At 61.1% G+C, this 12,863-nt stretch carries 11 protein-coding genes; 8 read left to right on the top strand and 3 right to left on the bottom strand.

Annotated elements, in window-relative coordinates; genetic code table 11:
- Nucleotides 1-71: 71 nt before the first annotated feature.
- From QDY28_RS09570 to QDY28_RS09560, 3 genes are all read right to left on the bottom strand, one after another.
- The gene (locus QDY28_RS09570; protein ID WP_331381451.1) at nt 72-920 is read right to left on the bottom strand and encodes a carbohydrate ABC transporter permease; all 849 of its coding nucleotides are present in this window, start codon (nt 918-920) and stop codon (nt 72-74) included.
- Nucleotides 913-1,851: a carbohydrate ABC transporter permease gene (locus QDY28_RS09565; protein WP_331381450.1), complete on the bottom strand. Its 939-nt coding sequence runs from the start codon at nt 1,849-1,851 to the stop codon at nt 913-915. Before QDY28_RS09565 ends, QDY28_RS09570 begins: the two co-directional genes overlap by 8 nt.
- Nucleotides 1,852-2,151: 300 nt before the next feature.
- Nucleotides 2,152-3,453, bottom strand: coding sequence for an ABC transporter substrate-binding protein (locus tag QDY28_RS09560; protein WP_331381449.1), 1,302 nt, complete (start codon nt 3,451-3,453; stop codon nt 2,152-2,154).
- Nucleotides 3,454-3,673: 220 nt separating this feature from the next.
- Here QDY28_RS09560 and QDY28_RS09555 point away from each other — a divergent pair, with 220 nt between their 5' ends.
- The 8 genes from QDY28_RS09555 (at nt 3,674) to QDY28_RS09520 (ending at nt 12,853) form a co-directional block, all read left to right on the top strand.
- On the top strand, nt 3,674-4,879 hold the full coding sequence (locus QDY28_RS09555; RefSeq protein ID WP_331381448.1) for an ROK family transcriptional regulator: 1,206 nt from the start codon (nt 3,674-3,676) through the stop codon (nt 4,877-4,879).
- Between the two features lie 142 nt (nt 4,880-5,021).
- A complete protein-coding gene (locus QDY28_RS09550; protein ID WP_331381447.1) occupies nt 5,022-6,122 on the top strand; it encodes a Gfo/Idh/MocA family protein in 1,101 nt (366 codons plus the stop codon).
- 24 nt (nt 6,123-6,146) lie between these two features.
- On the top strand, nt 6,147-6,788 hold the full coding sequence (locus QDY28_RS09545) for a ThuA domain-containing protein (RefSeq protein ID WP_331381446.1): 642 nt from the start codon (nt 6,147-6,149) through the stop codon (nt 6,786-6,788).
- 214 nt (nt 6,789-7,002) lie between these two features.
- Nucleotides 7,003-8,046, top strand: coding sequence for a CorA family divalent cation transporter (locus tag QDY28_RS09540; RefSeq protein WP_331381445.1), 1,044 nt, complete (start codon nt 7,003-7,005; stop codon nt 8,044-8,046).
- Between the two features lie 843 nt (nt 8,047-8,889).
- Nucleotides 8,890-9,972: an ABC transporter ATP-binding protein gene (locus QDY28_RS09535; protein WP_331381444.1), complete on the top strand. Its 1,083-nt coding sequence runs from the start codon at nt 8,890-8,892 to the stop codon at nt 9,970-9,972.
- 15 nt (nt 9,973-9,987) lie between these two features.
- On the top strand, nt 9,988-11,058 hold the full coding sequence (locus tag QDY28_RS09530) for an ABC transporter ATP-binding protein (RefSeq protein WP_331381443.1): 1,071 nt from the start codon (nt 9,988-9,990) through the stop codon (nt 11,056-11,058).
- Between the two features lie 2 nt (nt 11,059-11,060).
- Complete coding sequence (locus QDY28_RS09525; protein WP_283056349.1) at nt 11,061-11,933, top strand: carbohydrate ABC transporter permease; 873 nt, start codon at nt 11,061-11,063, stop codon at nt 11,931-11,933.
- On the top strand, nt 11,930-12,853 hold the full coding sequence (locus QDY28_RS09520) for a carbohydrate ABC transporter permease (protein WP_331381442.1): 924 nt from the start codon (nt 11,930-11,932) through the stop codon (nt 12,851-12,853). The genes QDY28_RS09525 and QDY28_RS09520 overlap by 4 nt, the downstream gene beginning before the upstream one ends.
- Nucleotides 12,854-12,863 lie beyond the last annotated feature (10 nt).

Genomic DNA, 12,863 nt, shown 5'->3' with positions numbered 1-12,863 from the left:
GTCCGGAATTGCGGGAAAACAAAGAGATAGAGCGGTTCAGCGTTTCCGCGAAAAGCTGAACCGCTCGAGGCTCAGGATTTCACGGCACCGGCGGTGAGGCCGGCAATGATGTGCTTCTGGGCCAGGAAGAAGACGATAATGGTGGGCAGGATCGTCAGCGTGATGAAGGCAAGTACCAGCTCCCATTCCGTGCCGAATTCGCCGCTATAGACCATCATGCCGAGCGGCCAGGGATAGATCGAATCCGAGTTCAGCATGATCAGCGGCAGGATGTAGCTGTTCCAGCTACCGACGAAGGAAATGATGCTGACAGTGGCAATGATCGGCCGCGAAAGCGGCAGCGAGATATGCCAGAAGAAGCGGATATAGCCGCAACCATCGACGAAAGCGGCCTGAAACAATTCTTCCGGAAGGTTGCGAAAATAGTTTCTGAAGAGAAGAATGCTCATGCCGAGGCCGAAAGCCACCTGCGGCAGCACCACGCCCCAATAGGTATTGAGCAGGCCGAGATCGCGAATGCGGATGAAGAGCGGCAGGATGGCGGTGGCAGCCGGAAACATCAGGCCGATGAGGAAATAGTTCAGCAGAAAATTCGAGCCGAAGAACTTCACATGCGCGAAGGCGAAGGCCGCCATGGCCGAGACCGACAGCGTCAGGAACACGGTCAGCGCGGCGATGATCAGCGAATTCATCATCTGCCGCCAATAGCGATCGCCGAACAGGATGCCGGTATAATTCTCGAAATGCCACTCGGCCGGCAGGCCGAAGGGATTGGTGCGGAGATCGCCGAGCGACTTGAAACCGCCGAGCGCCGTGGTCAGGAGCGGGATCAGCACGATGGCGGCGATGATGGTCAGCGACACATAAAGATAGATCTTCGTGCCGGTGGTCATGCGAACGGATGAGGCCATATCAGTCATTGCGCATAAATATCCGTTTGTAGCCGAAGGCGAGGGTAACGCAGATCACAAACAGCACGACGCCGACGGCGCTGCCGAGGCCGACCTGCATGCGGGTGACGCCGAAATTGTAGAGGAAGGTCACCATCGTCTGGGTCGAGTTGAACGGGCCGCCGCCGGTGAGCGGCATGATCATGTCGAAAAGCTGCAGCGATCCGACGACGGCGAAGAAGACGGAAAGGCGCAGCGTCGAGCCGAGCAGCGGCAGCGTCACATAGCGGAACTTCTGCCAGCCGGTGGCGCCGTCGATCTCGGCTGCCTCCAGCACGCTTTTGTCGAGCGACTGCATGCCGGCGATGAACAGCATCATGTGAAAGCCGAAATATTTCCACACGATCACGCCGAGCACGGCATACATCGCCAGGTCCTTGTCGGCGAGCACATAGGGCGTCGCGGTGCCGAGGAAATGCGCGATTGCGGCAAACAGGCCGTAATCGCCATCATAGACGAAGCGCCAGATCAAGCCGGCGGCCACTTCAGCCAGCACATAGGGCAAAAAGAAGATCAGACGGAAGAGCACGACGCCGCGAATGCGGTGCGCCAGCATCGTCGCCAGCCAGATGGCCAGCGGCACCTGAATGGCAATCGAAACCAGGATGATCAGCGCATTGTTCTTGAGCGACGTCAGGAAGGCGTCGTTCTTGAAGAGCACCTGAAAATTGCGCATCCCCACGAACTCGGTCGGCGGGCCATAGCCGTTCCAGCGATAAAGGCTGTACCAGGCCGCTTCCCCCATCGGCAGGATGACGAAGATGGTGAAGAGCAGCAGCGCCGGCGGCAGGAACAGCAGGATGACGGGCAGACGGCCGCGCGCGGCGGGCGATTTTCGCTTGGTCGCCGGCCTCGCTCTTGCGATGGAAGGCATGGCGGTCGTGGCGCTGACATCGGTCATTGGTGATCCTGACCCCTGAAATTCAGGGAAGCATAAGTCGTCTTTTGAAATGGCGAGCCGGTTTGGGAAGCCGGCTCACCCGGTCAATTGTCACGCCAATCCGGAAGATTTCCGCAGATGGCGCTCGGGCACGTTTCACCTTCTCCCCAGGAGAAGGATGCCCGAAGGGCAGGTTGAGGGGGCGTTGCACCGTTAGGCCGCCCGGAGCTTGCCGCGACACCCCCTCATCCGTCTCTCACGATTTAGCGACGCTCAACCGTTCGATCCACCTTCTCCCCGTGGGGGCGAAGGGTTTAGGCATCAAAGCTGGTCCTGTTCGAAGGCGTCCTGGACCTGCTGCGCGCCATCCTTTGGCGAAATCTGGCCGGAGACGATGCCGACGGCCACATCGTTGACGACGCGGCCGACCGAGGGGCCGAGATCCTGGTCGAAGAAGTTCTGGTGCCAGGTCGAATGCGCCAACTGATCGGCGGCTTCGTGCATCAGCGGACCCTTGACGCCGTCTTCGGCACCGACGGCGACCGGGATGATCATGCCGGCCTGCGCCATGGTGCGCTCGTTTTCGGCATTGGTCAGATAGGCGAGGAAATCAAGCGTCTCGGGCGGGGCCTTCTTGGTGACGGCCCAGCCGTTCAACCCGCCGAGCGTATCCGTGGGCAGGCCAGCACCGCCTGTCACGGCCGGGAAGGCGAAGCGGCCGACATTGTCATCCGCCAGACCCTTGCCGTCGCCGGCATTGGTGCGCTGGTTGGCAACCGTATTTTCGAAACCGAGGATCATCGCAGCCTTGCCGTCGCCGAAGACGCCGAGCGCCTGCGGCCAGGTGGTGCCGAGATAGCCGGGCTGGAAGGGTTCGAGCTTGCCGAGTTCGGCAAGTTGCTCGCCGGCCTTGATGATGGCCGGATCGTTGAAGCCGTTGCCCTTGCCGTTTTTGGCGTCGTTGAAGACCTGCTGACCGCCATCGCGCATCACCAGATAGCTCCAGTAGAAATGGATCGGCCACTTCTCGCCGCCGCCACCGGCAATCGGCGCGATACCGGCGGCCTTGATCTTCTTGACCGCGGCCAGATAATCGTCCCAGGTCTTGATGGCGCTCGCGTCGACGCCGGCCTTGGCGAACAGCGCCTTGTTGTAGAAGAAGGAAACCGTGCCGAGCTTATAGGGTACGGCGCTGATCTTGTTGTCGAATGTTAGGCCTTTCACGGCCGCGGGATTGTAGCTCTTCAGCCAGGCGCCATCCTTGGCATTCATCGCCGCAGTCAGGTCCATCAGCGTGCCCGTCTCCTGCTGCTGCTTCAGCACGCCGCCGCCCCAGCTAAAGAACAAATCGGGCGCGTCCTTCGACTGCAGCAGTGTCGGCAGCTTCGCCTTGAAGGCTTCGTTGGCCAGGAACTGCATCTCGATCTTCGTGCCCGGGTGCTTGGCCTCGTACTGATCGGCGATCTTGCGCCATACGGCGACATACTTCGGATCAAGTTCCAGATGCAGCCACTTGACGACAGTATCCGCTGCCGCGCCGGTGGCGCCGGCAAGGATCGCCAGCCCGGTCGTGGCGGCAATAGCGGCGATGCGAAGGGCCTTGGCCCCACGTAGATGGATCATGATTTTCTCCTCCCAAGGGAACCAAGAGCCTCAATATTTTTTCCCTTATGCGGAATAATTCAACGGAGCTTTGCTGAAATGTCAACCACCATCGCCAAATTTTCGGCCGACCGTCTGCAAAACGGCTTGACATTGGGCAATGACCATAGGTTATTTAATTCGCATTCCGTTAAAAATATCAGGCCGCAGCCGAGCGGGTCCATCATTCGGCGCCATTCTCATGAAAACAGCAGATCCCGAGCTTATGCGGGCGATAAACCGCTTCAATGTGCTGGATACGATCCGGCGGGCGGGCTCCATTGCGCGTATCGAAATAAGCGACCGAACTCAGCTTTCGACCACGACAGTCTCGGCGATCACCGCGTCGTTGCTGGATGACGGGCTGATCCTGGCGCGCACCGAAGGCGACCTGCGCGAGGCGGCTGCCCGGGGCCGGCCCCGCGTCATGCTGGAACTCAATCCAGATGCCGCCCGCGTCGTCGGCGCGAAAATCGCCGCCAACCGCATGGTCTTCGTCGTCACAGACTTTCGCGGCGAGGTTCTGTCCACCCTCACGCTGGCGCTCCGCGTCGATCGCCAGCCGATCGGCGTCATTGCCGATCTCATCGAGGATGGCGTGCGCCGCTGCGTCGTCGATGCCAATCTGGCCCTGGACGAGATCGATTCCGTCTGCCTCGGCCTGCCCGGCGTCGTCGAGCACCGCACCGGTCATGTTCGCACCAGCCCGATCTTTCGCGAAACCGGGGTCGATTTCGCCAAGGAAATGTCCGAGCGGCTGGGCGTGACCACCATCGTCGAGAGCGATGCGCACGCCATTACGCTCGCGCATCACTGGTTCGGCAAGGCGAGAGACCTGGACGACATGGTGCTCGTGTCGCTGGAACAGACGCTGGGGCTTGGTGTGCTGCATGGCGGCCAGCTCTTCCGCGGCGCCGGCGGCCTTAGCCACAATCTCGGCGATCTCGTGCTCGGCATGGGGCCGCAAGGCACCGTCAGATTGGCAAGCCTTGCCGGCGAAAGCGCTATTCTCGGCGATCAGCCGAGCGGCGGCCGTTTTGCCGAAGCCATCCGGCTCGGCCGGGGAATGACACATGCCAAGACGCTGATCGACGCCGAAGACAATACGCTGATCAGCGCGGCAATCCGCGCCGGGGAGGCCTGCGGCATGGCGCTTGCCAATATCGTCACACTGTTTGCGCCGCCGCGCGTCATTCTCGTCGGATCGAGCCTGGCGCTCGGCCAGCCCTTCCTCGACAGCCTGCGGGAGGCCTATTCGCTGGCAATCCCGCCGTCGATCAAGGGCGTGACCGAACTCGTTTTCGACCAGTCGACCGACGAGACCTGGGCGCAGGGCGCTGCCGTCGTTGCGCTGCGCGAACTCTACGAATCGCCCTGGGGAACGACGGGACCGGCACCGGCCCTCTGATCCCGGGAGCAATTCCAGGAAAAGTGCGCAGCGGTTTTCCGCCAGGAAGTGCGTCGAAACAACAGGATAGAACGGTTCAGCGATTCCGTGAAACGCTGAACCGCTACAGGACAGGCAAAGACAATTCATCTGGAGGAAACCTATGAACAAGGTCGGCATCGGCATTATCGGCTGCGGAAACATTTCCGGCGCCTATCTCACCGCCATGAAATCCTTTCCCATTCTCGACATCAAAGGCGTGGCCGACCTCAATCGCGAGCTCGCCGAGGCGAAGGCGGCCGAATTCGGCCTGAAGGCGGTCGATGTCGCGTCCCTGCTCGCAGATCCCTCGATCGAGATCATCGTCAACCTGACCATTCCCAAGGCACATGTCGCCGTCGGACTGCAGGCGCTGGACGCCGGCAAACACACCTATTCGGAAAAGCCGCTCGGCATCAATTTCGCCGAAGGCAAGAAGCTTGCCGATGCCGCCGCTGCCAAGGGCCTTCGCATCGGCGCGGCCCCCGATACCTTCCTCGGCGGTGGCCACCAGACGGCGCGCGCCATCATCGACGAGGGTGCAATCGGCATCCCGGTCGGCGGCAGCGCCACCTTCATGTGCCCCGGTCACGAGCGCTGGCATCCGAATCCGGCTTTCTATTATGAAGTTGGCGGCGGCCCGATGCTCGATATGGGTCCTTATTACATCACCGATCTCGTCAATCTGCTCGGCCCCGTTTCCCAGGTCGCAGGCTTTGCCGTCACGCCGCGCAAGGAGCGCATCATCACCAGCGAGCCGCGCAATGGCGAGCGCATCCCGGTGCATGTGCCGACCCACGTTGCCGGCGTCATGGCCTTTGCCAGTGGCGCTGTCGTGCAGATCGGCATGAGCTTCGATGTCGCCGGCCACAAGCATGTGCCGCTCGAAGTCTACGGTACCGAAGGCACGCTGATCGTGCCCGATCCGAACCGTTTCGGCGGCCCCGTGGAGTTCCTGAAGAAGTGCGGCGAATTCGCCGAGTGCGAGATCACCGCGCCCTACGCCGACGGCAATTACCGCTCGCTCGGCGTTGCCGATCTGGCGCACGCCATCCGTTCGAATCGTCTGCACCGCGCCAATGGCAACCTCGCGCTGCATGTGCTCGAAGTCATGGAAGCCTTCCAGACGGCATCCGACAGCGGGCGCACGGTCACCATCACGACGCAAACAGAGCGTCCGGCCCCTGTGTCCGAATCCCTCGTGGACGGCAAGATCGGCCGCTAGTTCAGCTCATTCAGGAGAACCACCATGCGTGAAGCACTTATCGTCTGGGGCGGCTGGAGCGGCCATGAACCGCAGGAATGCGCCCATATCATCCGCGACATGCTGGAGGAGGACGACTTCAAGGTCTACCTCGAAAACAGCACCGAAGCCTTCGCCGATCCGTCGATCCACGATCTTAGCCTGATCGTGCCGATCGTCACCATGTCGAAGATCGAAAAGGAAGAGGTAAAGAACCTCGCCGCCGCGATAGAAAGCGGCGTCGGCATCGCCGGCTATCATGGCGGCGCCGGCGACAGTTTCCGCGAAAGCGTCGAATACCAGTTCATCATCGGCGGCCAATGGGTCGCCCATCCCGGCAACATCATCGATTACAAGGTCAACATCACGCGGCCGGATGACCCGATCATGGAGGGAATCACCGATTTTCCCTACACGTCGGAGCAATATTACATGCATGTCGACCCGTCGAACGAGGTGCTGGCGACCACGACCTTCACCGGCGATCACGCGTACTGGATCGACGGCGTCGTCATGCCGGTCGCCTGGAAGCGCAAATACGGCAAGGGCCGCGTCTTCTATTCCTCGCTCGGCCACCAGGCCAAGGAATTCAACGTGCCGCAGATGAAAACCATCTTCCGCCGCGGCGCCAACTGGGCGGCGCGTTGAGGGCGCTTCTGCCCCTTCGGAGCAAGGATTGCCCTCACCCTAACCCTCTCCCCGGAGGCGGGGAGAGGGGACGATCCCGGTATCCTCGTCACGACGGATGACGGCCCCCTCCGGCCCCATATCACCTTGCCACCTTGACCCGAACTGATAAAATACCGCCAGCACGCCACAAATACCTGTGCTGCTTGCACTTTTTGCTGTCATGGGGGGCGGGATGGGTCAAGGCGCCATGGAAGCACCGAACACGTCGGCGGTCAGCTACGGCGCCGAACCGGGTCTGCGTTTCGCTTCCCAACTCGACGGACGTGGCGGTTGTCGACAGCTCTGCATGGATGAGGTGAGTGTCTGGAAACCCGGCAATGGTGCGACCTGGCTGCATCTCGAGCGCGACCACCCCGCTGCAGCAGACTGGGTCACTCATAAGAGCGGCTTTGATCCCTTCGTCATTGAAGCCCTGCTGGAAGAGGATTCGCGCCCGCGCGTCGAACCCGTGGGCGATGGCCTGTTGATCATCCTGCGCGGCGTCTGCGCCACGTCGCCGGACGGCGCGACGCAGAAACCCGCCGATATCGACCTTGTGCCACTCCATCTCTGGGTCGATGGCGAGCGCATCGTTTCGCTCCGCGACAGCGGCCACTACATCACGGCGCTACGCGATATCCGTCTGTCGCTGGAGAAGAAAAAGGGACCGCAGCGCACCGGCGACCTGCTCGCCCTCATCGGCGACAAGCTGGTGCGCGATCTCGAACCCGTGCTCGACGCCATGGACGAAGAGGTGGACGAACTCGACGAACTGATCTTCCATGGCGAAGCCGGGCAGGTGCGCGAGCGTCTGAAACTGCTGCGCCGGCGCGCTGTGCAGCTTCGCCGTTATCTCGCCCCGCAGCGCGACGCGCTGAACCGCATCGAGCATGACGATGCGCCCTGGCTTGCCGAGCGCGACAAGCTGCGCATGCGCGAAGTCATCGACAAGCTGATGCGCTACATCGAATATCTCGACGCCATCCGCGACCGCACCAGCATCCTGCACGACGACTTGTCGACCGTCATCAGCGAGCGCATCGCCCGCAACTCCAACCGCCTTGCCGCACTTGCGGCCCTGCTTTTGCCGCCGAGCGTGGTCGCCGGCCTCTTCGGCATGAATGTCGGCGGCATTCCCGGCGTCAACGACACCTGGGCCTTCGTCATCATCGTCATCTTCGTCACGGTTACCTCGATTGCGACCCTGTGGGTGCTGAAGCGCATCAACTGGCTTTAGAATTCCAACGCCGACCCGAGCTGAAGTGGACTTGCGAAGATGTTTGCCTGCATTCCATCCTGTTCGCCTTGCATAGTTTCGGCCACGCGTCCGGCGAACTTCATTGCTTTCGAATATACGACGAGTGATCCCAAAAGAGCGGCCTCATCAGTGTCATCGATTGCCGGGGCATGAGCGTCGATGTCATTCGGGAGACGGCCAGTCGTTATCCCGGCGGAGACAGTCGCGGCTTCTTCGGCTGATTTTTCGTCAATTCTTCAAGGAAAAGCCGGGCAGGCGAGGGCAAAACCGCCGCTGCGGCTTTGTGCTTTCGAGGCGGCCTTTTCGGCCTTTTCGGTCCCGGCTAAGTCGCTATGGCGCAGGCAAAAGCATGTGCCTCGCTGTGGCTTTCGGCTGGAAATTGCAGCTTGCCCAATTTTCGTTTGACATTCCTTTATCTTCATTTATCGTCATTCTAGTTTCGTTTTCGCGTGAGGGGTAGAAATCGAAACGAGGGGAGATACAATTGTCCAGAGCTCAAATCGACGTCACGGATGTCATCGATTGCGGTGCGCGCCGCAGTCCCGTCGAGCGCGCTTGCCGCATCCTTTCAAAGAAGATGCAGGCTCTTGAATTTATTACATCCGGATTGACGCAATTAACTCCTCCAAGACCGTCCCGCCGCTCCCGAATCCGTCGAAGGGACGGGCATTCGGCGTCGATGCCAAAGCCGGTTTCGGCAAGAGGTATCGCTGAGTGAAAACCTAAGCGATCGCGGGGATATATCTCCGGGTCGCTACCCGATGGGAAACAAACAGGCCATACGGCCCGGCAATCCGTCGCAGCCTATGGAAGGAGCATATCGTGCTTGAACTCAGAAACGTGTCGAAGGCGGTCGGCGGCGAAATGCATATCGCCGAAACGAACCTGACGCTGCAGCGCGGCACGTTGAATGTCCTCCTCGGACCGACGCTTTCGGGCAAGACGTCGCTGATGCGGCTGATGGCGGGGCTGGACAAGCCGACTTCGGGCACGATCCACGTCGACGGTGCCGATGTCACGGGCGTGCCCGTGCAACGCCGCAACGTCGCCATGGTCTACCAGCAATTCATCAACTATCCCGCGATGACCGTTTACGACAATATCGCATCACCGATGCGCCTTCGCGGCGTCAATGCGGCAACGATCGACCGCGAAGTCAAGAAGGCGGCCGATCTCCTGCGGCTCGGTCCGTTCCTCGACCGCCTGCCGCTTAGCCTCTCCGGCGGCCAGCAGCAGCGCACGGCGCTTGCCCGCGCCATCGTCAAGAATGCCGGCCTGGTGCTGCTCGACGAGCCGCTCGCCAACCTCGACTATAAGCTGCGCGAAGAGCTGCGCGCCGAACTGCCGAAAATCTTCGCCGAATCCGGCGCCATCTTCGTCTACGCCACGACCGAACCCTCGGAAGCACTGCTTTTGGGCGGCAATACCGCGACCCTGTCGGAAGGCAGGATCACGCAGTTCGGACCGACGATCGATGTCTTCCGCCGGCCGAAGGATCTGATCACCGCCGTTACCTTCGCCGATCCGCCGCTGAACACGATCTCGCTCGACAAGCGCGGCAATCTCTTCGTGCTGAACGGCGACATGAGCCTGCCCGTGCCGCAGGGGCTCGAAGCCCAGCCGGACGGCCCCTACACCATCGCCTTCCAGCCGCACCATCTGGCGCTGAAGCCGCAGACATCCGAGGCGGTCGCAGCACCGGCAAGGGTGATGGTGACCGAAATCACCGGTTCGGAAAGCTTCATCCACATCGATTTCGCCGACCGGCGCTGGGTCATGCTGACCCAGGGCGTAGAGGATATCGATGTCGACGACGCGATCGATGTCTACATCGACCCGCGCCACATCATGGTGTTCGACACCAACGGCGCCGCCGTCACACCCGCCCTGCAATGGGCCGCCTGAGGAGAGACACGGCCAATGGCACGCATCGACCTTGACCATATAAGACACGCCTATAACGACCATCCCAAATCCGATGCGGACTATGCGCTGAAGGAAGTCCATCATAGCTGGGAGGACGGCAGCGCTTATGCGCTGCTCGGGCCGTCCGGCTGCGGCAAGACCACCCTGCTCAACATCGTTTCCGGCCTCGTGCGCGCCTCGGAAGGCCGCATCCTCTTCGACGGCAAGGACGTGACCAAGCTGTCGACGCAGGAGCGCAACATTGCCCAGGTTTTCCAGTTTCCGGTCGTCTACGACACGATGACGGTCTATGAGAACCTCGCTTTTCCCTTGCGCAACCGGCATGTTCCGGAAGCCGACGTGAAGCGCAAGGTCGATGAGATCATCGAGATGATCGGCCTTTCCGACAGCGCTCATCGCAAGGCGCGGGGATTGACGGCCGATGCCAAGCAGAAAATCTCTCTCGGCCGTGGCCTGGTGCGCTCCGATGTCAGCGCCATCCTGTTCGACGAACCACTGACGGTCATCGACCCGCATATGAAATGGGTGCTGCGCTCGCAGTTGAAGCAGCTCCACCGCCGCTTCGGCTTCACCATGGTCTATGTCACCCACGATCAGACGGAGGCGCTGACCTTCGCCGACAAGGTTGTCGTCATGTATAATGGCGAGGTGGTGCAGATCGGCACGCCGAACGATCTCTTCGAACGGCCGCGCCATACCTTCGTCGGCTATTTCATTGGCTCGCCGGGCATGAACGTCATGCCGGTCGAAATCGAAGGCCGCAACGCCCGTCTGGCCGGCAGCACCGTCGCGCTGCCCGGCGCTCCCGTGAATGGCCAGGGCGGCAAGACCGAACTCGGCATCCGCCCGGAATTCGTCCGCCTCGGCCGCGAGGGCATGCCGGCGACCGTGACCAAGGTCGAGGACCTCGGCCGCCGCAAGGTGGTGCGCGCCAAACTGCAGGGACAGGAGATCACGGCGATCATCGGCGAGGATCAGACCGTGCCAGCCGAACCGCACATCGCCTTCGATCCCGCCGGCATCAATATTTATGCCAACTCCTGGCGCGTCGAGATGGGAGCCTGATCATGGACAAGACCTGGAACAACAAAGCCTGGTTCATGCTCATTCCCGTCCTGGTGCTGGTCGGCTTCTCGGCCGTCATTCCGCTGATGACGGTGGTGAACTATTCGGTACAGGACACCTTCGGCAACAACGTCTTCTTCTGGGCGGGCACGCAGTGGTTTGAAGAGATTCTTCATTCCAGCCGCTTCTGGGATTCGATGATCCGCAACCTGATTTTCTCCTTCGTCATTCTGGCGATTGAGGTGCCGCTCGGCATCTTCATCGCGCTCAACATGCCGAAGAAGGGTATCGGCGTGCCGGTCTGCCTGGTGCTGATGGCGCTGCCGCTGCTGATTCCCTGGAATGTCGTGGGAACGATCTGGCAGGTGTTCGGCCGCAGCGATATCGGCCTGATGGGCTATGTCCTAGTCGGCCTCGGCATTGACTACAATTATGTGTCCGATCCGGCCGATGCCTGGGCGACGATCATCATCATGGACGTCTGGCACTGGACGAGCCTCGTCGTGCTGCTCTGCTATGCCGGCCTCGCCTCGATTCCCGATGCCTTCTATCAGGCTGCCAAAATTGACGGCGCCTCGCGCTGGTCCGTCTTCCGCTACATCCAGCTCCCGAAGATGAACCGCGTGCTGTTGATCGCCGTGCTCCTGCGCTTCATGGACAGTTTCATGATTTATACCGAACCTTTCGTCGTCACCGGCGGCGGCCCTGGCAATTCGACGACCTTCCTGTCGATCGATCTCGTCAAGATGGCGCTCGGCCAGTTCGACCTCGGCCCGGCGGCGGCAATGTCGCTGATCTACTTCCTGATCGTGCTTCTGCTGTCCTGGGTCTTCTACACCGTCATGACCAATTATGATGCGGGAGCGACGCGATGAGTGGCAAACCTCTTACGACCTCCGCAGGCGATACCACGATGAACAAGGTTGCGGCTTCCAGTCCGGTCGCAGGCGTTACCGCCACGACAGGCACACAGCCGGTCAGCCGGCACCGCGAGGAAGGGCGCTGGTCCTGGCTGGTGCCGACGCTCTACATCATCTTCCTGCTTCTGCCGATCTACTGGCTCGTCAATATGAGCTTCAAGACCAATGAGGAGATCGTCAGCGGCTTGACGCTTTATCCGCATGAGCCGACGCTGCGCAATTACGCGATCATCTTCACCGATCCGTCCTGGTACAAGGGCTATATCAACTCGATCACCTATGTCGTCATGAACATGGTGATCTCGGTTGCCTGCGCCCTGCCTGCGGCCTACGCCTTCTCGCGCTACCGCTTCCTCGGCGACAAGCACGTCTTCTTCTGGCTGCTGACCAACCGCATGGCGCCGCCGGCGGTCTTCGCGCTGCCTTTCTTCCAGCTCTATTCGGCCTTCGGCCTGATCGACACCCATATTGCCGTGGCGCTGGCGCACTGCCTGTTCAACGTGCCCCTGGCGGTGTGGATTCTCGAAGGCTTCATGTCCGGCGTGCCGAAGGAGATCGACGAGACGGCCTATATCGATGGCTATTCGTTCCCGCGCTTCTTCCTGAAGATCTTCATTCCGTTGATCGCAAGCGGCATCGGCGTCGCTGCCTTCTTCTGCTTCATGTTCTCCTGGGTGGAACTGTTGATCGCCCGCACGCTGACGACAACAGACGCCAAGCCGATCGCCGCCATCATGACACGCACGGTCTCGGCTGCCGGCATGGACTGGGGTCTGCTGGCCGCCGCCGGCGTGCTGACGCTGATCCCCGGCGCGCTCGTCATCTATTTCGTCCGCAATTACATCGCCAAGGGCTTCGCGCTCGGACGCGTCTAGGAGGAAACCG

The organism is Rhizobium sp. BR 362, assembly GCF_036528765.1.
GTDB lineage: Bacteria > Pseudomonadota > Alphaproteobacteria > Rhizobiales > Rhizobiaceae > Rhizobium.
The sequence above is the reverse complement of the archived record's forward strand: the minus strand, read 5'-3'. Positions and strand labels throughout refer to the sequence as shown.